The following is a 19,970-nucleotide window of genomic DNA, read 5'->3' on the forward strand; positions in this document are numbered from 1 at the left end:
GGGCGCCGGCACGCCGCCGGAGGACCCTGCCATGACCTCGATGCCCCCCAGCTCTGCCGGTCCCCCCGGCCATCTCCTCGCCCAGCGGCGTACCCGGACCTTGACCCTCGCCGTCGGCCTCGCCGCCGTCAGCGTGCTGGGCCTCGCCGTCCTGCTGCCGCCCCCGCCTGACGCCGGCAGCCAGGCCATCCGCGGCGCCGGCGTGTTCGCCCTGCTCGCCTTCGGCTTCCTCCTGCTCGGCGCTCTCCTGCGGCGCGTCCAGCTCGGCTGGCACCGCAGCCTGCGCGGCCTGCTCGTCGGCGCCGGCGAGGCCGTGTGGCGCCTCAGCCTGCGCCTGTGGCCGCGCGAGCCCGCCAGCGACGCCCAGGCCCCGCCCATGCGCCTGGGCGAGCGCATCGCCCTCGTCGCCGGCCTCGGCCTCACCGCCCTCGACGTCGTGCTCACCACCCTCCTGCTGCGCGACGTCTTCCCCGAGCCGCCCTACCGCTTCGACCTGTTCGGCCTGCTCTCGCCCGCGGCCGCCGAGTGGTCGTTCTACGTCGCCGTCGCCGCCTTCAAGGCCGTGCTCGAGGTGTGGTTCGGCGTGTTCGACACCATCCGCGGCGGCGGCAGCACCCTGCGGTGGTTCGTGCTCGGCGGCGCCTCGGCCTTCGACGCCGCCCTGGCCGCCTCGCGCGGGCTCGTGCTCGCCGAGCAGGGCCTGGTCGGCTCCTCGGTCATGGTCAGCAACATCATCTTCATCGGCTTCGGCCTCGCCGTCCCGTGGGTCGCCGCGCACACCGGCGGCCTGCTGGTCAGCGCCATGGACGGCTGGCTGGCCCGCCTCGGCGTCCTGCGCCTCATCTCCGCCCTCCCGCGCCTCGCCGTGCTCGCCCTCCTGTGGCTGGCCGCGATCGCCGTCGGCGCCCCCGCCGTCGCCCTCGTGCTCGCCGTCGGCCTCGTGGTCGCCGTGTGGTCGGCCCTCGACGACGTCATCGCCACCATCCTCGGCCACGACGACGGCGCCCAGGCCCTCGCGCTCCCGGCCGAGGTCATGCGCGCCGCCGACGAACCCACGAACCCGCCGCACGCCCCGCTGCAGATGACCGCCAGCGTCTCCTGAGACCTGTCCCTTCGGTCATCTCCTGCCAGTACTCCCGCGACATGTCCCATGAGACATGTCTCCGCGCCGACCGGCGCGCCTGGACCGACATGTCCCTTTCGCCATGTCCTGTGATTCCTCTCCGCACCCGTCTTGAAGCCTGCCCCTCACCCTGCGCCGATCGGAGCTGTCCCATGAGCCATCTTCAACCCCTCGCCGCTCTCGGCGGCCTGCTGCTCGGCGGCGCCCTGCTCGGCGGCCTGCTCTGGTGGCAGTCCGGCCTGCAGCCGCCGGCGCCCCACGACGACTGGCGCCCGCCCTGCCTCGCCCGCCTCGGCAAGACCTACGCCGCCTTCGCCCCGACCCGCGCCGCCGACGAGCGCCTGGCCCGCAACCTCCTGTTCGGCGTCGACCGCAGCGGCAGCAACCGCGAGCTCGCCGACGCCCAGCTCGACGCCGCCGTCGCCTACGCCGCCACCCTCGGCCCCGAAGCGGGCGTCGGCGTGCTGCTGATCACCGACCGCAGCGACCGCTCGACCACCCCCGACATGCCCTTCGAGCCAGGCGAGGTCGGCCAGCGCTGGACCGCCGCCCCGGTGCTGTGCGACGGCTGCAAGCCCGACAGCCTGTTCCAGCAGAAATGCCTCGAGCAGCTCGAGGTCGCCCAGGGCCGCCGCGTCGGCGAGCTCAACGCCGGCGAGGACGCCCGCCGCACCGGCCTGCAGGAGCAGCGGGCCCTGCGGATCCACGCCTGGCGCGACCAGGTCGCCGGCTACACCCCCAAACCCGGCACCTCGCTCCTGGCCTTCTTCACCAAGCTCGCCGACCTCCCGCCCGTGCGCCGCGAGCCCGAGCGCACGGTCGTCGTCGTCATGTCGGACCTCGAGGCCAGCCAGGCCGGCGAGCGCAAGCAGCTCGACAAGTTCGAGCGCGCCTACCGGTCCTCCGGGACCTGTCCCGAAGCATCATGGCTGCCGAAGGGCATCTCCGGCCTCGAGATCGCCCTGGTCCAGAGCGTGCGCGACGGCATCGACGCCGACCTGTGGGCCCGCCGCTGGGACGCCGTGCTCACCTGCGCCGGCGCCCACGTCCGCCGCCACCGCTACAGCACCGCCGTCCCGCTGCGCCAGCTGCTCGACGACCCACCGGGCCCCGCGCTCGCGCTCGCCGACTGACCCGGCCGGGCCTCCATTCGGATGTCCCCAAGGACATGCCCCTCCAGACATGCCCTTTCGAGCATGCCCGGGCGGACATGTCCTCTAATTCGCCGGGACCACCCCGAGCTCGCGCAGCCACGCCAGCATCGTCGCCGGCCACGTGCCCATCTGCGGCATCCCGGGCCGCTGGGCCAGGCCGACCCCGTGGCGCCCGTCGTCGTACAGCTGCAGCCGCGACGAGGCCCCGCGCGCCCGCGCCGCCTCGTCGTAGAGCTCGCTGTTGTGGAACACCACCTTGGTGTCGTGGCGCGAGTGGACCAGCATCGCCGGCGGCGCGTCGGCCGTGACGCGCTGCTCGAGCGACAGCTCCTGCACCCGCTCCGGCGTCGCCGGCTCGTCGCCGAGCATGCTGCGCTTGCTGCGTTGGTGGGCCCAGCGATCGTCGAGCGTCACCACCGGATAGACCATGACGATGAAGTCCGGCCGGCACGACACCTGCTCGAGCGGGTCCTGGGCCGCGGCGTCGCCCTGCTTCGGGCACGCGGTGGCGACGAAGCCCGCCAGGTGCCCGCCGGCCGAGTAGCCGACGAAGCCGATCTTGCTCGCGTCGACCCCGAGCTCGCCCGCCTGCGCGCGCACCCGCTGGACCGCGCGCCGGCCGTCGGCCAGGAAATCGCGGTGGTGATAGCCGTCGCCGCTGACGCGGTAGCGCAGCACCACCGCCACGAACCCCTGCTCGCTCAGCCAGCGGGCCGTCGGGAACGCCTCCGGCCGCAGCCCGCCGGTGTGCGCGTAGCTGCCCCCGGGCGCCACGATCGCCGCCGCCCCGTTGGCCTTGCCCGGCGCCGGCAAATAATAGAACAGCTCCGGCCGGTCGGCCTTGGCCGTCCCGCGGGCCCCCGGCGCCCCGTCGGGCCACAGCAGCTCGTGCCGGGCGAAGTCCCGCGGCGTGCAGCCGAGCGCGACCACCAGCCCCAAAGCACATGTCCCCAGGGACATGTATTTCAAGAAATGTCTCATGCGCCAGCCTCGGCGTCGATGTGGGCGCAGTACGGCGCGATCTCGGCGCGGAAGCTGTCGGTCCACGGGACCGGCCGCTTGCTCTCGGGATCGACGCGGACCACCGTGCGCCGGCCGGTCGCGTGCTCGATGTCCTCGTCGAGCGGCATCACCCGCAGGCCGAAGGTCAGGCTGGTCCGCCCGAGCCGCTCGACCCACACGCGCACCCGCACCTGGCCGGTACCGATCACCGGCCGCTGGTAGTCGAGGGAATTCGCGCGCACCAGGTGGTACTGGTCGGGGTTCGAGTTGAAGTCGAGGACCCCGCCCCAGCCGAGCTGCCGCCAGAACGAGCCGATCGCGTGCTCGAAGAGGAGCAGGTAGCGGGCGTTGTGGAGGATGTGGAACGCGTCGAGGTCGTCGAAATAAACCCCGTGGATCGTCTCGTGGAAACGCATGACCGTCCGCGAGCGGTATACCGCACGCCGGCCCCCGCGCGGGCCCGATCGGGGCGCCTGTCGGCGTGTCCGGACACTCGTTCACATGTCCGCGCGGCAGCCCTCACACGACCCGCCGCCGTCGGCGCCGCTGGTTGTGAGTTATCGTGATCGCCAGGCCTCGGGATGGACGCCCGCCAACACCACGCCCGCCAGCAATTCACCCGCCTCGCGGGCGCCCCCGACCACGCCCTCGACCTCGGCGAGACCGCGCTGTGGATCGGCGCCGAGGAAGACGGGCCGGTCGCCGTCGAGGACTACCTGGCCCGCCTCGACGACCTCGCGGCGACCTTGCGCCAGCGCCTGCTGCCCGAGCACACCGCGCGCGAGCGGCTCGATCGACTGCTCGCCTACGTGTTCCGCGAGCTCGGCTTCCACGGCAACGAGTCCGACTACTACGACCCGCGCAACAGCTACTTCCACCAGGTGCTCGACCGCCGCTGCGGCCTGCCGATCTCGCTGGCGCTGCTGCTGATCGAGCTGGCGCGGCGGGTCGGCCTGCGCGTCGCCGGGGTCGGCTTCCCGGCCCACTTCCTCGCCGTCGACCTCGACCTGCCGCAGCTCTTCATCGACCCGTTCCACGGCGGGCGCCTGCTGACCGAGTACGAGTGCCGGGTGATGCTGCGGCAGAAGACCCAGGGCCGGGTCGAGTTCGACCGCAATCAACTGCGCCCGGTCGGCGGTCGTCAGCTGCTGGTGCGCATGCTGAACAACCTCAAGAGCGTGCACCTGAGCCGCGGCGACCTCGAGCGCGCGCTCGCGGCCAGCGACCGGATCCTCCTGCTCAGCCCCGGCGCCGCCGAGGAGTACCGCGACCGCGGACTGTGCCAGCTGCAGCGCCGGGCCTACCGCGCCGCCGCCCTGGACCTCGACCATTACCTCAGCCTCGCGCCGATGGCCGACGACCGCCAGTTGGTCGCTGCCCGCGCGGTCGAGGCCCGCAACAAAGCCCGCCTGGCCAATTGACCAGGCGGGCACCTCGCCGGCTCACACGTCGTGGGCCATCTGCAGCATCTGCGGGATGAAGTGGACCCGCACCTTGATCATGCTCTCCCACTTGCGCTGCGTCTGGCTCCGCACCCCCTCGTGATCGGGCTTGAGGGCGTTGCTGTTGACCGTGTCGTTCTCGAAGTCGTAGGCCTGGGTGGCGCCCTTTTGGCCCCTGCGGGCGGCCGCGTCGGCGTCGGCGTCGGTCTTGGCGGCGGGCGCGGCCCAGGCGGTGGTGGAACAGAGCACGAGCGAAGCGAGGACGATGAAGCGCATGCGAATCTCCTGACGGGGTGTCAGGCAGCAACGACGACCCCGGGCCGGCGGTCTACGTGCTATGAGTCCGGCGTGCGTCGCGTCGCCGCCGTCGTCTTCGCCCTCGCGCTCGCGGCCTGCGCCGAGAAGCTGCCCGAGGCCCACGTCATGCCGCTGGTCGGCGCCGAGCGCGGCTTCGGCCGCGAGGTCGCCGAGCTCGGCCTGGTCGACGGCTTCACTCGCAACCTCGCCACCGACGCGGTGCTGCTGCGCCCCGGCCCCAAGCCGGCCGCGCAGGCGCTCGCCGAGCCCGCGAACTTCGACCTGACCTGGGAGCCCGCGTTCGCCGAGATCGCCGCGTCGGGCGACCTCGGCTACACCACCGGGCCGTTCCGGGCCCACGGGCGCGACAGCGGCGAGGTCACGCACGGCCACTACGTCAGCGTGTGGCGCAAAGACGGCGACCGCTGGCGCCTCGTCGTCGACGGCGGCAGCCCGCACCCGCCCCCGCTCAACCTGCCCGACCGCTTCACGTACATCACCGCGCGCGTGTCCGCGAACTCGGCCGACCACGCCGCCGAGCTCAAGAGCCTGCGCGCCGTCGAAGACGCGCTCATCGCCGGCGTCGCCGCCGAGGGCGCCCGCGCCCTGCTCAAATCCGCCGCCCCCGACCTGCGCTGGCACCCACCCGGCAGCTTCCCCGTCACCGGCGCCAGCGCGGTCCAGACGGCCCTGCTCGGCCGCACCGACGTGTTCACCTATACCCGCCGCGGCGACGGTGTGTCGGCCGCGGGCGACCTCGGCTTCGCCTACGGCGAGGCCACCCGCACCGTCAAACCCGGCAACCCCCCCGAGCTCGGCGGCTACCTGCGGCTGTGGCGGCGCGACGCCGAAGGCCGCTGGCAGCTCACCCTCGACCTGACCGTCACCGAGCCGCAGCCGAAGGCCGTGCTCGACGACCACGACGCCAAGCACCAGCCCTGAAGCGCCTGGCCTTCAGGGCATGTCCACCAGGGCATGTCCGAAGGCACCGGTCCTTCAGGACATGCCCCGAATTTCTCAGTGACGCTCGGGCTTGGCCAGGCCGATGAAGCCGGCGACCAGCACCAGGACCGCGGCCGCGAACGCCATGTACCCGCCGACCTCGAGCTGGATGCCGACCGGACGGCTGGTGGCGAAGACGCACAGGGCGACGCCGATCAGCCCGAACAGCAGGTGGAGCACGCCGAGGCCGCGCGCGAAGCCCCTGCGGCCGACCAGCACGCCGAACAGCGACGGCAGGATCGACGGCACGGTGAGCATCAGGCCGAGCGCGACGTTGCGGATGACGCCGGCGAAGGCGCCCTCGGTGATGGTCATGAGCGACCGCAGCGGCAGAAACAGCGCGGCGATGCTGAGGAGGAGCGCGACGAGGGCGAGTTTCTTGGCCATGCACGGCCCTGATACCACAGGGCCGCACGGCACCGATAGTGACATCGGATCGAACAGCGAATGAACGCCGTTCTCCCGCTCAACCAGCCTTGAACTTGAGGTCGAGCTTCAGCAGGACCTCGTCCTTGATCAGGTCGTCCGGCTTGCCGGGGTACTCGATCTTGAAGTCCTTGCGGTTGATCGTGAACTCGGCCTGACCCTGCGCGCCGCTGGCGTCGACGGTGATCTTGGCCGGGAAGCGGATCGCCTTCTTCTCGCCGTGCAGCTCGAGCTCGCCGCCCAGCTCGTGGGTCGCCCCGTTGTCGCCGGGCTTGGCCACGAACTCGTTGGCCGAGAACACCGCGGTCGGGAACTTCTCGACGTCGAAGAAATCGGGGCTCTTGAGGTGACCCGTGAGGTCCGCCGCGTCCGACGTGACCGAGGGGGTCTGCACCACCACGCGCAACGACTCGATCTTGTCGCCGACCACCTTGGCCTCGCCCTCGAACTCCTCGAAGCCGCCCTTGTGGTCGCCGGTCAGCTTGGCACCGACGAACTGGACCGAGCTGCCGGTCTTGTCGAGCTTGAGCGTGCGCGCGGTCGCGGCCGGCGCGTCCGTCTTGGTCTCGGCCTTGGCCTCGGTCTTCTTGACGTCCTCGACCTGCGCCTTGGGCTTGCCGTCGATCTCGGACGAGCAAGCGGCGCTCAGCGACGCCGCCAGCGTGAGCGACAGCAGCGAATAAAACGATGTGCGTGCCATGGTGCCGCGGACCCTAACACGAGCCCGCCGCGCCCGGCAAACCGCGCGGCCGGGCCGCCCGCGACTGCGATGAATCGTCCGCCGATTGGCCCGCCGCGTGGGCCCTCACGTCGGACTCAACGCCGCCCGGCCTGCAACACCAGCGGATGCCCCGACAGCTGATCGAGCTGCTCCACGACCTCGCTGTCCTCGCGGACATATGCGTCGAGGAACGTCGAGATCACCTCGACGAAGAAGTTCCGCAGCGCCTCGCCCGGCGCCGTCGCCCGGTGATCGAGGAACGACCGCCCGGTGGTCGGATCGTCGGGGTGGCAGAACGCGAAGTGATTGGCCCCCGCGAGCAGGAACATGTGGGCGTCCCCACGGCCGCCCGGCAGCGCCTCGTGGAAGGTGCGCCGGATCAACGCGAACGCATCCGCCGGCGATGACCCGTAGCGATGACTGCTGGCCGCGATCACCCCATCGCGCTCGCCGCCGAGGAGCAGCAGCGGCACCTCGCCCGGCAGCGGCAGCAGCGAGTGCTCCGGCCAGCCGAGCGCCGTCAGGGCCCCCGCGTGACCCGCATACGCGAACGCGGCCGAGAGGTTGTTGAAGTAGCGCAGGGCCGCGTTCTGCAGCGCTGCGCAGCCGCCGGCGGAGTGGCCGCCGAGCACGACGTGCTCGAGATCGAGCAAGCCGGCGAGGATGCCCTCGCACTGCAACCTGGCCAGCTCCTCGAGCAGCGGCCCGATCGTGGTCGACGTCGGCGCGTGACCGAAGCCCTCCGGCCCGAGGCGCGAACCATCGAACCCGGGCGTGAGCCCGACCACTCCTGGCTCGCCGAGCCGCACCTCGCCGACCAGCGAGAACGTCACGAACACGTAACCGCGATCGGCCAGCGCCTGCGCCAGCCACCGGTAGCTCTCCGGCCCGACGTTGACGCCCGGCAGGAAGATCACGACCGGAAACGGCCCCGCGTCGGCGTCCGCCTCGACCGCCCCGAGCTCGCGCTCGGCCATCCCGCCGGTCAACCGCCCCGGGTAGAACACCCGCGCGTGCAGCGTGTCGTGCGGCCCTCGCAGCCCCGGCAACCGCACCGCCCGATGGAGCGCGCGCACGATGCGAGTCATCGCCGCGCCTCCATGTCACCTGTCCCGAAGTACAGCCCGGCTGAATTCATGCCTGTTCGCCTCCTGTGCGGGTCGCCGATAGTATCCTCCGACCCATGGAAAAAGCCGCCCTCCCGCTCGCCGGCCTGCGCGTGCTCGACCTGTCGCGGATCCTCGCCGGGCCCAGCGCCGCCCAGCTGCTCGGGGATCTCGGGGCAGATGTGATCAAGATCGAACATCCTCTCGGGGACGACACGCGTCGCTGGGGCCCGCCCGACTTTGAGGGCAGCGCCGCCTACTATTTGGCCTGCAACCGCAACAAGCGCTCGCGGGTGCTCGACTTCAAGCGCGCGATCGACCGTCAGGAATTGCTGGGCCTGCTGGCCGGCGCGGACGTGCTGCTCGAGAACTTCAAGGTCGGCGACCTCGGCCGCCACGGCCTCGACTACGCGACCCTGGCGCCTCGCTTCCCGCGCCTGGTCTACTGCAGCATCACCGGCTTCGGCCAGACCGGCCCCGACGCCGGCCGTGTGGGCTACGACGCCCTCATCCAGGGCCTCGGCGGGCTCATGAGCATCACCGGGCCCGACCATGACCACCCGACCAAGGTCGGCGTCGCCGTCGCCGACCTCGGCACCGGCCTCTACGCGGTGGTGGCCATCCTGGCCGCCCTGCTCGAGCGCAGCCGCAGCGGCCTCGGCCAGCACATCGACCTCGCGCTGCTCGATGCGCAAGTCGCCGGCCTCGCCAACATCGCCACGAATTTCCTGTGCACCGGCGAGGTCCCACGCCCCCTCGGCAACGCCCACCCCACGATCGTGCCCTACCAGAGCTTCGCTACCGCCGACCGCCCCTTGATGCTGGCGATCGGCAGCGACCCCCAGTTCGCCAGCCTGTGCGTCGCCCTCGACGAACCCGCGTGGGCCATCGACCCACGCTTCGTCACCAATTCCGCGCGGGTCGCTCACCGGGCCGAACTGGTGGCGCGACTGGAACACCGCCTGTCCCAAAAGACACGCGACGAATGGCTGCGACGCTTCGCCACCGCGACCCCGCAGTTCCCGCACGGACCGATCCGCGACCTCGCCGAAGTCGCCGCCGACCCACAAGTCACCCACCGCGACCTGTTTAAAACAATGGACGACGGGCGCACCCCCTGCCTCAAAAACCCGATCGTCTTCTCCCGCACCCCGATCCAAACCTACCGCCGCCCGCCCCACCTCGACGAGCACCCCGACGCGACCTGGCTCGAAGAACCTGTCTGAACAGACATATCATCAATTACTCGGACGACCGCGCCCGCACCCCGAGGCGCGTCAGCCCTTCGCGGTCGACGTAGACCCACTCCGGCCCCTCGTCGTCGAGGCGCGCCTGCTGGATCTGCCCGTCGGCGATCGTCGCCGACCCGCCTGCCGGCAGCGGCTTCGTGTGCAGCGTCGGCCCGTCCGCGCCGCCGCGGGCGAACACCAGCCGCCGCGACGTCCCGGCCACCAACACCGCCAGCACATCCGTGACGCCGTCGCCATCGAAGTCCTCGACCGCCAGGCCGCCGATCTGCGCCTCCTCCGGCCCGAGCCGCAGGTCCCGGCAATCGCCGCGCGGCCCGCTCGCCCCGCCGTGACACACCCGCAGCGTCGCCCCGCCGGCGTAGCCCGCGGCTGCCAGCACATCGCCGTGACCGTCGCCGTCGACATCGCCGGCCGCCAGCGGCCCCGCGCTCCAGCCCAGCGGCCACGTCTTCGGCGCGCTCGCGAACCCGCCGCTCCCGTCGCCCCCGTATACATGCGCCCCGCCGCCCCACGACAGCAGCAGCGCATCGAGCCGCCCGTCGCGATCGACATCGCCGAGCGCGAGCCCCATCGCCCCCGCCGCCACCAGCGGTCCCCTGCGCCCCGCGCTCAGCCCCTCGGGCCCGCCCAGGTGCGTCACCAGCACCCCGGCCGGCTCCACGTACACCAGGTCCGCGTCGCCGTCGCCGTCGACGTCCCCCGCGCGCAGCGGACCGCTCGCGCGCACCTCGAGCCCCCGCTTCGCCACGGGCACCCAGCGATCGCCCCGCGCCCGCCACAGCCCGGTCCCCTCGGTCTGCGCCGTCAGCAGCTCATCGATCCCATCGCCGTCGAAATCGAGCAACAACCCGGCCGCATTCTCAGATGCCCCAAAGGACATGTCGTATCGAACATGCCCCAAAGAACCTGTCCCATCGAACCTGCCCGTCCCCACGCCCCCGTCACGACCGAGCACCACCACCTCGTCGCTACCATCACCATCGACGTCCCCGAGCTGCACCGCCTGCGCCTGCCCCGTCTGCCGCGCTGGCGAACGATCGGCCACCAGCACCCCCTGCGGCCCCCCGCGCAGCACTTCCAGCCCGTCCTCTCCCGCGGCCGCCAGATCGGGCACACCATCACCGTCAAAATCCGCCACCGCCAGCGCGCGCGGCCGATTGCTCGCCGTCGTCATCCCACCTGCCACCAACTGCGGCAACCACGGCAGCGCATGCCCGAGCTGCACCGTCACCCGTGGCGACGCGAACCGCTCCGACAGCATCAAAACATCCACGCGCCCGTCGCCGTCGAGCTCTTCCACCAGAGCCCCGTCGCAGCGCGATGTTGAAACCCACACCGCCGGCGCGAACAAGTTCCAGGCCCGCCCGGTCGCTATAATTAAACCGTCGTCGCGGCACACCAGCAGATCGGCCAGCCCATCGCCGTCGACATCGGCGCGCGTCAGCCCCAGTGTGCGCCCCTCGGGCAGCGTCCCCGCGATCCACCGCTGGCCCGCGCTGCGGCTCTCGATCACGATCTGCGGCCCCTCGCTGCCCTGCCCGACATGCAGCAGCTCGTCGCCCGCGTACTCCGCCGAGAACTCCCCCACGATCAGATCGTCGCTGGCCGCGAACTCGCGCGACATCGAAGCGTCGACCAGCGCGAACGCCTCGCCCGTCAGCGCCAGCGTCAAAAGCCCCGTCGTCGCCTCCGCCGCCTCGCCCGCGAACGCACCTTGCAGCGCCAGCAGCTCGCTGCGGCCGTCGCCGTCCGCGTCGAAGCCGACCACTCGCCGCGGATCGCCCGCGAACGCGAACTCGACCGGCGATGCGAATCGTTCACCGACCCCGCGCGCGCTCCACAGCCGGCCCGCCTGCACCTCGCCGGCGCTCGCCTGCCCCGCGCGGCGCCACGTCACCACGTCGTCGACCCCATCGCCGTCGAGGTCGGCCAGCGCCAGCGCGGCCGCCCCGTCCGGCCCCGGCGAGCGCACCGGCGCGGCGAAGCCCCCCTCCTGCCCGCGCAGCACCACCAGTTCGCCGCGCTCGCCGTCGCTGACCACCAGATCGGTCCACCCGTCGCGGTCGAGGTCGCGCGCCACCATCGGCCCCGTCAGCCCCGCCGCCCGGGTCGAGAACCACGGCGTGAACCCGAACCCCGGTCGTTCGCGCAGCACCGTCGCCCCCGCGCCCGCGTCGCGCACCACCACCTCGTCGCGCCCGTCGCCGTCGACATCGCCGACCGCCAGCCCGTCCCACGCCTCCGCGTCGGTCGTGGTCCGCCGCTCCGGCGCCGCCAGCGGCAGCCGCGTCAGCGCCGGCTGCAACCTCGACATGACCAAAAGTTCATGCCCGTTCGGACCTGTCCACAACGACATGTCCGAAGGGCCCGCCGCCACCGGCCAGCGCCGGGCCTCGCGCGCCCCGCCCGCCCCGTCGCCGAACACCACTGCCACCTCGTCGAGCAGCGCGTCGATCACCGCCAGGTCGAGCGCCCCGTCGCCGTCGAGGTCGGCCGCCAGCGCCTGCTGCGGACTCGCCCCCGCGTACAGCTCGCCGCCGGCCCGCAGCCCGCCATCACCTGTCCCAAAGAACAGCCTCGCGGTCCCCTCGCCCGCCAGCGTCACCACCACGTCGATCCGCCCGTCCCCCGAGAAATCACCCGTCGTCACCGCCGTCGGCCGCTCTCCGGCGGCGATCGGCGCTCCGCTCGCCATTCCCATCGCCCCGGCCCGCAGCACCCGCAGATCGCCCGCCTCGGCGTCGGCGACGATCAGCTCCGCGCGCCCGTCCCCGTCGAGATCGGCGGCCGCCACCGCGACCGGCTGCGGGCCCACCGGCACCTTCTCGACCGCGCCCCCGCGCAGCAGCGCCACCGCGGCCTCACCCGCCAGCGGCGCCGCGATCTCGAGCCGCCCGTCGCCGTCGAAGTCGGCGATCGCCAGCCCCGCAGGCGCCTGACCGATCGGCCAGGTCTCCATCGCCCCCGACCCGCCCCACGCGATCGTCAGCGTCCCCAGCGATGGGCTGACCGTCACCCACTCGCCCACCCCGTCGCCGTCGAGGTCGTGCACCTGCGCCGGGCCCTCGCCGCCGCCCAGGCCGAACCGCTCGCCCGGCGTCGCGCACACCTGGTCGATCGCACATTGCTCCGCGGCCAGCTCACACCCGGCCATCAGCACCATCACGACCGCCGCGACTGCCCTCATTCCCCGAGCTTCTCCACCACCACCCCGAACGTCACCGGCGCGGCGGCCTCGGTCTCGGCGCGCAAGAAGTAGCGGCCCGCCGGGAGCTCGACCTCCCGCACCTCGCCGGCGAGCAGCCGCACCAGGCTGGCCCGCTCGCACCCGCCACAGCTCCCGATCGTCGCCCGCACCGCCCCGCTGTCGCGCAGCTCGACGCGGAAGCGCCCCGTCGCCGCGACCTCGAAGCTGTGCAGCGTCCGCACATTCACCCCCGCGGCCCCGATCGCCGTGTCGTCCTCGCAGTCGAGCGTCAAGGAGCGGGCCAGCCGGTCGCCGTCCCACGCCAGCTCGGGCGCCTCGCACTCGAATGTTTTAAAACGATACCCCGAATAGTAGCAGTCCGCCCGCTCGGCCTCGAACTCGACGACGGTCTGCTCGAGCGTCGTCCCGAACACCGCACGAAACGCGCGCGCCAGGGTCCGGTACGAATCGGCGTACCAGGTCCGGCGATAGAACTCGAGGTGCAGGTCCAGCCCGAAGCGATCGATCAGGTAGCGGGTGAACGCCCCGGCGACAAAATAATACTCGCCTGGCAGCCACAGCGAGCGGCCCCGCAGCGCCGTCAACACCCGCGACATCGGAGCGGCCTTATCCCCGTCGCCGGCCTGCGGCTCATCGTCGGTCGGCCTGGCATCGCGCGCCCCGCCCTCGAACGCCATCGCCAGGCCCTCGACGAAGAACGGATGCGCCAGCCCGAGGTCGCTCGCTACCGCATGGACCAGCTCGTGCTCATGCGGCATCTCGGTGGCGTAGACCGTGCGACCCAGCGCGCACGCCGGCATGCCCGCACACGGGTTGCGCCGCGCGTAGTGCTCCGGCGTCATCCAGCGGTAGGAGATCCGCGGCTCGTCCGGCAGCGGCAGCCCGCTCGCCCCGGCGAACCACTCGACGAACCGGTCCATGTGCTCGAGCGTGCCGCCGCACATCTGCAACCCGGCGTCCGCCTCGACCTCGACCTGCCGCCCCCGCGTCTCCGCCGTCTCCAGACAGCCGACCAGCCACCAAACCATCCCCACCAAGATCACGTGTCCCCAAGGACATCTTTTTTTAATGGGGCGAGCGGACGCCCGGGTGAGGATCGAGGACAGCACCGACCTCGGCAGGCTACTTCAGCAACCTCGGCCAGATCTCACGAACCATCAAAAAACCCTCAACGCGATCGCACGGCGCCCCACCCGCCCTCTTCATATCTCGAGTGGCAACGCTCGCAGCGATCACCCGACCGGCGCCTCGCTCGCCGCAACCTGAAGCCGCGCTCGCCGCAATCACAAGTGGATGCCGGGCATCATTCCTGGCAATGACAAGAGCGACGCCACGCTCGCCGCCCCCACGACGCCACGCGCGCCGCAATCCCGGGACCGGCAACGCCCGTCACACCCGACAATGACACGAGCGGCGCCGCGCTCGCCGCCCGCACGACACCGCGCGCGCCACGATCCCGGGATCGGCTACGCCCGCCACTCCGGACAATGACACGAGCGGCGCCACGTTCGCCGCCGCACGACGCAATTCGAGAGCCGCCACCCCCGCGGCGTCACTCCCGACAGTGACACGCTCGGCGCCCCGCTCGCCGCCTCGCTGCTCTCGGCTCAGTACTCGAACAGGCAGCGCGTGATCGGCACTCCGATGTCGGCCAGCACGTACAGATAGTACCGCGAACCGTCCTTCAGCGCCGGCGGCGACCCGTCGACCGGGAAGCTCTGGCTCGCGCCGTCCGGCAACTCCCCGTAGCGGACACCGCCACTCGGCATCGGCGCGCTGTCCCACGGCACCTCCACCCGCCAATGTGTCCCTTCGGGCAGGTCGAGATTCGGCGGCAGACCGGGGTTCGGCGCGTCGGCGGCCAGCACGTACAGGTAGCGCGCGCTGCCGCCTTCCCACGTGATCGTCCCGTCGCTCGCCGCTCCTTCGCCCGCTGCGCACGCCTGCGGCTCGAACAGGAGCTGCTGGTAGAACGGCGCCGGGGTCGGGTCCGCCTCGGCGAAATCGTCGGGTGACATCCCGCGGTGCTCGAGCTCCGCGGCGAAGAACGCCCGCATGCGCTCCGGATCGGTCGTCGGCAGCCCCGTGCTCGCGCGGTCGAAGCCGTTGTTCTCGGCCGCCGGATAGGCCCCGAGCAGCGACGAGTCGAGGAACCCGCCGGCGAACGCCAGCCCGTACGGCGTGAAAGTGTTGATCCAATTGCCGGGCGCCTCGATGTCCCAGATCGCCGCCCCGTCGGGCGTGATGCTCGTCTGATGGCAGCACACGCACGCGCACGCCGACACCTGCTCCGTCACCCACGCCAGCTCCTCGGCGTAGGCCGTGTCGCCCAGGCGCGGATCGTCGACCTGCGGCTCCGGCGTCATCTGGGCCGAGTACGGCCGCTGCGTCCGCACCATGTCGCACGACGCGTACTCCGCGAAGTCGCGCCCCGGCTCGGTGCAGCCCGAGATCATCGACCACGTGCAGACATCGCCGCCCTCGCCCGCACCGGCCGGCTCGCCCTCGAGCGGCTGCTTGCACTCGAGCACCGGCCACTGGAACACGTTGCCCTCGACCGGGTCAGGCAGGTCCTCGCCGCCGCACACCGGCCCGGGCACGAAGATCCCGCCGCCGAAGAGCTCACAACCCCGCTCCTGCTGCCGACAATCGCCGTTGTCCGCCCCGGGCACGACCACGCGGATCACCCGCTCCGGATCGCCGAGGATGCACGCGCCGAGGATGTCCTCATATTCGCAGGCCCCGCCCTCGAGCTCCGCGCCCCAATCACGGCAGTCCGCGCTCGCCCCCGCCTCGTCCCAGCGGTCGCCGCGGTATTCGCGGCACTCGGTCCGCTTGGAGAACCGATTTTTATAGGTGCAGTGCCCCAGCACCGTCTCCGGAATCAGCGGGTCCCCGCTCCGATTGCAGCCCCCGGCCACCAGCGTGAGCGGCGCAAAAACGAGCAACTGCAGGGACCAGGTCGAGCGGAGCGGCAGCATGGTGCTCGAGTGTGATAAAGGTTTGTTCAGGAGTCAAGGCGCGTTCAGGACGTTTGATAGGTAAAAATGATACGAATTCTAGCCGCTTTTGCGCACTATCGAGCAGGCGCGTACAAAGCATGAACAACCCGCCTGCAAGCGCCTCAGGCTTCCATGATCCAGTTCCTCCCGCCCCGCCACCCCCGTCGTTTCTATTGTCGAGTCGGCCGTGCTTCGAGCCGGGCCTCGCGCGATCGTGCCACCGGATTCATGTCTCTTCGGACAGGCCATCGACGAGTCGCTCGACGGCCTCGACCAGGGATCTCGCGAATCACACCATCGCCGCACCCTCGTGGCGAATCACTCCACCAGCGTGCGCACCACCGCTCGCTGCTTCACCTCGCACGTGAACGTCTCCACCACCGTGCTCCCCCGCAGCGCGCCGCTCCCGGGCGTCGACCACCAGTCAGCCTCCGCCAGCCAGGCGAGCACCGCCGGCCTCTCGCTCTCCGGCAGCGCGGCCGCGGCTTCGCCGGCGCAACTGCTGAACCCCTTGGCCCAGCCGCGGTGGATCGTACAAAGGTTGCACCAATGGGCCCACAGCCGCGGGCTCTCGCGCAGGCCCTGCAGCAGCGCGCGAATCGTGGCACTGGACACCGTCGACGTCCCCTCCACGGTCGGCGTCGTGATGCGCACCGTGCCGCCGGCAGCGAGCCCGCGGCGCGCCAGCAGACCGCTGGCGGGCGCCCCCGCCGGCGGCTTGTGATTGCGCGGGTTCTCGCCGAGCGCCGTCCCGATCTGCTGGACGTACGCCATCCCCAGGGGCCGCGCTGGCAGATACCCGGGCCCCTCCGCTGCCGCCGCGACGGCCGTCTGCGCCGTCCCCGACAGCGCGGGCGACACCTCGCGGAACAGCGCGCGCAACTCGGCGTCGCGGCCCCGTTGCAGGCTTGCGAGGTCCAGCCCCACGCGAAACTCGAGCGCGCTCCGAGCCTCGGCGTCGAGCCGCGCCGGGTCGCGTGCCAGGCGAGCGGCGACCAACTCGGAGATCACCGAGCCCGCCCCGGTCACCGCCCAGATCCACACCCCATACTCGCGCGCCGGCAGGGCCTCGTGCTCGATCACCCCATCCGAATACCACGACTCACCGGCAGCTCGTACCGATGCGCGCGCCTAACCCATGAAGCGCAGCGGATCGTCGGGCCGCTCCGCCTGGCTGCGCAGCGCCCCCTTGCGCTGCGAAGCGATCGCTGCCCGCGTGCGGTCGACCAGGCTCGCCGGCACCCGGATCTTCGAGAGCTTGCCGGTCAGCACCACCCCGCCGGTCAGCAGATCGCGACGGACCCGCTGCACCGCCGAGAATTGCAGCCGCTGCGGCTCTCCGCGGCGCGGCACCTCGAGCACCGCCGTATCGGTGACCAGGATCGCCCGCTGGCTGAATTGCTCGCGCACCAGCCACAGCAGCATCGGCGACAGCAGCACCGCGATCGGCCGCCACAGATCGGCGAACGGTTGGTCCCAGAACTCCGGCGCCAGCAGGCTCGCCACCAGCAGCACCGCCGCGCTGATGCCCCCGATCCACGCCAGCGGCCGCAGGTCGAAGCCTGCCTTCGCGTCCCACCACACCAGCGCCTCGCCGAGCCGCAGGTGCCGCGCGATCTCCAGCGGCGCCGTCCCCGGCGACGGCGGGGCCCCGGGCGCCAGCACACGTGGCCCTCCGGGCATGTCCATATAGACAGGTTCTTGCACCGCCTCGGGCGGCAGATCGTACACCAGCGGCCCCGGCGGCAGCGCCGGCCGCTCGCCCCCGGAGACCACCCGGAACGCCCGTCGGCGCGCCTCGGGGGACTCGTCCGTCATCGCCGCAGCCCGTCCATCGTCGCCAGGCGGGCCCGCAGCATGTGGTCGCACAGGACCAGCGCGGCCATCGCCTCGACCATCGGCACCGCCCGCGGCAGCACGCACGGGTCATGGCGCCCGCGGGCCTGGAACGTCACCGCCTCGCCGGCGCGATTGACCGTCTGCTGCGGCTGGAAGATCGTCGCCACCGGCTTGAACGCGACCGCCAGGCGGATCGCCTCGCCGTTGCTGATCCCGCCCTGGATCCCGCCTGAATGATTGGTGACCGTCCGGACCTGCCCGCGCTCGTCCTTGACGAATGGGTCGTTGTGCTGCGACCCGCGCAGCCTGGTCGACGCGAACCCGTCGCCGACCTCGAAGCCGCGGCTGGCCGGCAGGCTCATCATCGCCTTTGCCAGGTCCGCCGTCAGCTTGTCGAACACCGGCGCGCCCCAGCCCGCCGGCACCCCGCGCACCACGCAGCGGACCACCCCGCCGACCGTGTCGCCCTGCTTGCGCGCCGCCTCGATCACCGCCGTCATGTCCTCTGCGACATGTCCCTCGGGACAGCGAACCGCGCTGGCGTCGACCTGCGCGCGCGTCAACGTCGCCTCGTCGACCGCGGGCAGCACCACGTCGCCGACGGCCGCCACCCACGCCACGATCTCGATCCCGTGCAGCGCCGCCAGCAGGTCCTCCGCCAGCGTCCCCGCCGCCACCCGGCCGACCGTCTCGCGCGCCGACGCCCGCCCGCCGCCGGCCACCGCCCGCAGCCCGTAGCGCGCGTCGTACGTGTAATCCGCGTGCGACGGCCGGTACAGCGCCGCCAGGTCGTCGTAGTGGTGGCTGCGCGCGTCGCTGTTGCCGACCATCATCATGATCGGCGTGCCGAGCGTCAGCCCCGTCTCCGGCTCGAGCCCGCTGTACACCTGGACCGCGTCGGCCTCCTGGCGCGCCGAGGTCAGCTTGCCCTGGCCCGGCCGCCGGCGCGCCATCTGCTCGGCGATCCGCGCGTGCGGGAACGGATGCCCCGCCGGACAGCCGTCGACGACCACCCCGAGCCCCCCGCCGTGTGACTCGCCGAAGGTCGTGACCCGAAAGACATGTCCGAAGGTGTTGCCGCTCATGGTGTCCCCAAGAACATGTCCTTCACGCCAGGAAACTCAGACCAGGAACTCTTGCACGAGCGCGCGCCAGCGCTCGGCCGCCTCGATGGCGACGGTGTGACCGACCTCGGGCAGCACCACCGCGCGGGCCGGCCCCGCGAACGCCCCTGCCAGCGCCTCCAGCTCGCCCGCGGGCGCCAGGCGGTCGAGCGCCCCCGCCAGCAGCAGCGTCGGCGCCTGGACCCGCGGCGCCAGCTGCAGCGGCGTCCACGGCGAGTCCGGGGTGTCGTTCAACGTCTGTGCGAACAGGGCGGAGATCCCCGCGTACGTGTTGCGCTGGACCGTCGCCCTGACGAACGCCTCCAGCACCGCCTCGTTGGCCTCGAGGTAACGCGGCCCGAGCGTATCGCCCAGGCTCACCCACGCCAGCGCCTCGAGGTCGCCGGTGCGCAGCGACTCCTGCCACGCGCGGACGATGACGCGTCCGAGCACCCCCCGCCCCGCGCTCACGCCCGACAGCACCAGCCGCCGCACCCGCTCGGGCCGCTCCGCCGCGATCGTCAGCGCCACCCGCCCGCCGAACGAGAACCCGCACAGGTCGACCGGCTCCGTCACCCCGAGCGCGTCCAGCAGCCGCTCGAAATCACCGACGTGCACCGGCGGCGACACATCGGCCACGTCGAGCCGCGTCTGCCCCTGCCCGCGCGCCTCGTACACGATCACCGGCCGCTGCCCCGACAGCGGCCGCACCTGCCCGCCCCAGCTCGACAGCGTCTGCGTCATCCCGCCGAGGATCACCAGCGGCGGAGCCGCCCCGTCCTCCGGCCCCGCGCGCCGATCGACCCGGACCTGACCGACCAGGCCTGCACCGGCCACGGGATCGAGGATGTCGACGAACTCCGGCACGCGCGCCACGAGCCTAAGGCCCCGCGCCGGGGGATTCAACCCACCCGCACCCGCGCGCGCGCACGGCCGCACCCGCCCCCGCTTGCACGCGCCGCGCGCCCCGCGTATCCCCACGCCGTGCCCGCCCCCGACGCCGACATCACCAGGCTCGAACAGCGAATCACCGAGCTCGAGGTCAAGCTCGCCTTCCAGGAGCGCACCATCGACGACCTCGACGCCGTCCTCCGCCGCTTCACCGCCACCGTCGAGGGCATGCAGCGCGAGCTGTCCCGCCTCCGCGGCGACCTCGCGGACGACTCCCCCCCGAGCACCGCCGACGTGCTCGCCGCCCTCGACGACGAGACCGAGTGATTCTCACCAGCCGCCCGCGAGTGATTCTCACCCGCCGCCCGCGAGTCCGTCCCGTCACCCCTCCGCGAGTGATTCTC

Annotated in this window: 19 protein-coding genes; 6 read left to right on the forward strand and 13 right to left on the reverse strand. The window is 72.2% G+C overall.

The features are described from left to right. The first annotated feature begins 100 nt into the window (after nucleotides 1–100). A complete protein-coding gene (locus POL25_RS33850) occupies nucleotides 101–1,102 on the forward strand; it encodes a hypothetical protein (RefSeq protein ID WP_272090438.1) in 1,002 nt (333 codons plus the stop codon). 173 nt (nucleotides 1,103–1,275) lie between these two features. Then, on the forward strand, nucleotides 1,276–2,256 hold the full coding sequence (locus POL25_RS33855) for a hypothetical protein (RefSeq protein ID WP_272090439.1): 981 nt from the start codon (nucleotides 1,276–1,278) through the stop codon (nucleotides 2,254–2,256). Nucleotides 2,257–2,340: 84 nt separating this feature from the next. Here POL25_RS33855 and POL25_RS33860 read toward each other — a convergent pair whose 3' ends face one another. Both POL25_RS33860 and POL25_RS33865 read right to left on the reverse strand, forming a co-directional pair. Beyond that, nucleotides 2,341–3,258, reverse strand: a complete 918-nt coding sequence (locus tag POL25_RS33860) for an alpha/beta hydrolase (protein ID WP_272090440.1) — start codon at nucleotides 3,256–3,258, stop codon at nucleotides 2,341–2,343. After that, the gene (locus POL25_RS33865; RefSeq protein WP_272090441.1) at nucleotides 3,255–3,695 is read right to left on the reverse strand and encodes an acyl-CoA thioesterase; all 441 of its coding nucleotides are present in this window, start codon (nucleotides 3,693–3,695) and stop codon (nucleotides 3,255–3,257) included. Before POL25_RS33865 ends, POL25_RS33860 begins: the two co-directional genes overlap by 4 nt. A gap of 165 nt (nucleotides 3,696–3,860) precedes the next feature. On the opposite strand from POL25_RS33865, the gene POL25_RS33870 reads away from it, so the two are divergent. Then, a complete protein-coding gene (locus tag POL25_RS33870) occupies nucleotides 3,861–4,700 on the forward strand; it encodes a SirB1 family protein (RefSeq protein WP_272090442.1) in 840 nt (279 codons plus the stop codon). A gap of 21 nt (nucleotides 4,701–4,721) precedes the next feature. On the opposite strand, the gene POL25_RS33875 is transcribed toward POL25_RS33870, so the two are convergent. Next, the gene (locus POL25_RS33875; protein WP_272090443.1) at nucleotides 4,722–4,997 is read right to left on the reverse strand and encodes a hypothetical protein; all 276 of its coding nucleotides are present in this window, start codon (nucleotides 4,995–4,997) and stop codon (nucleotides 4,722–4,724) included. A gap of 72 nt (nucleotides 4,998–5,069) precedes the next feature. Here POL25_RS33875 and POL25_RS33880 point away from each other — a divergent pair, with 72 nt between their 5' ends. After that, complete coding sequence (locus tag POL25_RS33880; protein ID WP_272090444.1) at nucleotides 5,070–5,960, forward strand: YybH family protein; 891 nt, start codon at nucleotides 5,070–5,072, stop codon at nucleotides 5,958–5,960. A 75-nt stretch (nucleotides 5,961–6,035) separates the two neighbouring features. Here POL25_RS33880 and POL25_RS33885 read toward each other — a convergent pair whose 3' ends face one another. The 3 genes from POL25_RS33885 to POL25_RS33895 form a co-directional block, all read right to left on the reverse strand. Continuing rightward, nucleotides 6,036–6,407: a hypothetical protein gene (locus POL25_RS33885; protein WP_272090445.1), complete on the reverse strand. Its 372-nt coding sequence runs from the start codon at nucleotides 6,405–6,407 to the stop codon at nucleotides 6,036–6,038. A gap of 79 nt (nucleotides 6,408–6,486) precedes the next feature. Then, complete coding sequence (locus POL25_RS33890) at nucleotides 6,487–7,146, reverse strand: YceI family protein (protein WP_272090446.1); 660 nt, start codon at nucleotides 7,144–7,146, stop codon at nucleotides 6,487–6,489. Nucleotides 7,147–7,262: 116 nt separating this feature from the next. Next, on the reverse strand, nucleotides 7,263–8,255 hold the full coding sequence (locus tag POL25_RS33895) for an alpha/beta hydrolase family protein (RefSeq protein WP_272090447.1): 993 nt from the start codon (nucleotides 8,253–8,255) through the stop codon (nucleotides 7,263–7,265). A gap of 95 nt (nucleotides 8,256–8,350) precedes the next feature. Between POL25_RS33895 and POL25_RS33900 the strand changes: the two genes are divergently transcribed. Next, complete coding sequence (locus tag POL25_RS33900) at nucleotides 8,351–9,499, forward strand: CaiB/BaiF CoA transferase family protein (RefSeq protein ID WP_272090448.1); 1,149 nt, start codon at nucleotides 8,351–8,353, stop codon at nucleotides 9,497–9,499. Nucleotides 9,500–9,515: 16 nt separating this feature from the next. Here POL25_RS33900 and POL25_RS33905 read toward each other — a convergent pair whose 3' ends face one another. From POL25_RS33905 to POL25_RS33935, 7 genes are all read right to left on the reverse strand, one after another. Continuing rightward, nucleotides 9,516–12,710 (reverse strand): FG-GAP repeat domain-containing protein, encoded by a 3,195-nt coding sequence (locus POL25_RS33905; protein WP_272090449.1) that lies wholly within the window; start codon nucleotides 12,708–12,710, stop codon nucleotides 9,516–9,518. Continuing rightward, nucleotides 12,707–13,759 (reverse strand): hypothetical protein, encoded by a 1,053-nt coding sequence (locus POL25_RS33910; protein ID WP_272090450.1) that lies wholly within the window; start codon nucleotides 13,757–13,759, stop codon nucleotides 12,707–12,709. The genes POL25_RS33905 and POL25_RS33910 overlap by 4 nt, the downstream gene beginning before the upstream one ends. 579 nt (nucleotides 13,760–14,338) lie before the next feature. After that, complete coding sequence (locus POL25_RS33915; RefSeq protein ID WP_272090451.1) at nucleotides 14,339–15,712, reverse strand: proteinase inhibitor; 1,374 nt, start codon at nucleotides 15,710–15,712, stop codon at nucleotides 14,339–14,341. Between the two features lie 339 nt (nucleotides 15,713–16,051). After that, nucleotides 16,052–16,816 carry a hypothetical protein gene (locus tag POL25_RS33920; protein WP_272090452.1) on the reverse strand — a complete coding sequence of 255 codons (765 nt, stop codon included), beginning with the start codon at nucleotides 16,814–16,816 and terminating at the stop codon, nucleotides 16,052–16,054. A gap of 48 nt (nucleotides 16,817–16,864) precedes the next feature. Next, nucleotides 16,865–17,551, reverse strand: a complete 687-nt coding sequence (locus tag POL25_RS33925; RefSeq protein ID WP_272090453.1) for a hypothetical protein — start codon at nucleotides 17,549–17,551, stop codon at nucleotides 16,865–16,867. Beyond that, entirely contained in the window at nucleotides 17,548–18,657 is a 1,110-nt protein-coding gene (aroC, locus tag POL25_RS33930) for a chorismate synthase (RefSeq protein ID WP_272090454.1), read from the reverse strand. The genes POL25_RS33925 and aroC overlap by 4 nt, the downstream gene beginning before the upstream one ends. A gap of 36 nt (nucleotides 18,658–18,693) precedes the next feature. Beyond that, a complete protein-coding gene (locus POL25_RS33935; RefSeq protein ID WP_272090455.1) occupies nucleotides 18,694–19,542 on the reverse strand; it encodes an alpha/beta fold hydrolase in 849 nt (282 codons plus the stop codon). A gap of 117 nt (nucleotides 19,543–19,659) precedes the next feature. Here POL25_RS33935 and POL25_RS44660 point away from each other — a divergent pair, with 117 nt between their 5' ends. Then, on the forward strand, nucleotides 19,660–19,893 hold the full coding sequence (locus POL25_RS44660; RefSeq protein ID WP_272090456.1) for a SlyX family protein: 234 nt from the start codon (nucleotides 19,660–19,662) through the stop codon (nucleotides 19,891–19,893). Nucleotides 19,894–19,970 lie beyond the last annotated feature (77 nt).

The sequence above is a fragment of the Nannocystis bainbridge genome (assembly GCF_028368995.1).
In the GTDB taxonomy this organism is placed as follows: Bacteria; Myxococcota_A; Polyangia; order Nannocystales; family Nannocystaceae; genus Nannocystis; species Nannocystis bainbridge.

What these genes read in the sequence shown, in the direction of transcription:
- POL25_RS33855 (WP_272090439.1), top strand. Translation starts at nt 1,276, where the DNA reads ATGAGCCATCTTCAACCCCTCGCCGCTCTCGGCGGCCTGCTGCTCGGC.
- POL25_RS33860 (WP_272090440.1), bottom strand. Translation starts at nt 3,258, where the DNA reads ATGAGACATTTCTTGAAATACATGTCCCTGGGGACATGTGCTTTGGGG.
- POL25_RS33865 (WP_272090441.1), bottom strand. Translation starts at nt 3,695, where the DNA reads ATGCGTTTCCACGAGACGATCCACGGGGTTTATTTCGACGACCTCGAC.
- POL25_RS33870 (WP_272090442.1), top strand. Translation starts at nt 3,861, where the DNA reads ATGGACGCCCGCCAACACCACGCCCGCCAGCAATTCACCCGCCTCGCG.
- POL25_RS33875 (WP_272090443.1), bottom strand. Translation starts at nt 4,997, where the DNA reads ATGCGCTTCATCGTCCTCGCTTCGCTCGTGCTCTGTTCCACCACCGCC.
- POL25_RS33885 (WP_272090445.1), bottom strand. Translation starts at nt 6,407, where the DNA reads ATGGCCAAGAAACTCGCCCTCGTCGCGCTCCTCCTCAGCATCGCCGCG.
- POL25_RS33890 (WP_272090446.1), bottom strand. Translation starts at nt 7,146, where the DNA reads ATGGCACGCACATCGTTTTATTCGCTGCTGTCGCTCACGCTGGCGGCG.
- POL25_RS33895 (WP_272090447.1), bottom strand. Translation starts at nt 8,255, where the DNA reads ATGACTCGCATCGTGCGCGCGCTCCATCGGGCGGTGCGGTTGCCGGGG.
- POL25_RS33900 (WP_272090448.1), top strand. Translation starts at nt 8,351, where the DNA reads ATGGAAAAAGCCGCCCTCCCGCTCGCCGGCCTGCGCGTGCTCGACCTG.
- POL25_RS33905 (WP_272090449.1), bottom strand. Translation starts at nt 12,710, where the DNA reads ATGAGGGCAGTCGCGGCGGTCGTGATGGTGCTGATGGCCGGGTGTGAG.
- POL25_RS33910 (WP_272090450.1), bottom strand. Translation starts at nt 13,759, where the DNA reads ATGGTTTGGTGGCTGGTCGGCTGTCTGGAGACGGCGGAGACGCGGGGG.
- POL25_RS33915 (WP_272090451.1), bottom strand. Translation starts at nt 15,712, where the DNA reads ATGCTGCCGCTCCGCTCGACCTGGTCCCTGCAGTTGCTCGTTTTTGCG.
- POL25_RS33925 (WP_272090453.1), bottom strand. Translation starts at nt 17,551, where the DNA reads ATGACGGACGAGTCCCCCGAGGCGCGCCGACGGGCGTTCCGGGTGGTC.
- aroC (WP_272090454.1), bottom strand. Translation starts at nt 18,657, where the DNA reads ATGAGCGGCAACACCTTCGGACATGTCTTTCGGGTCACGACCTTCGGC.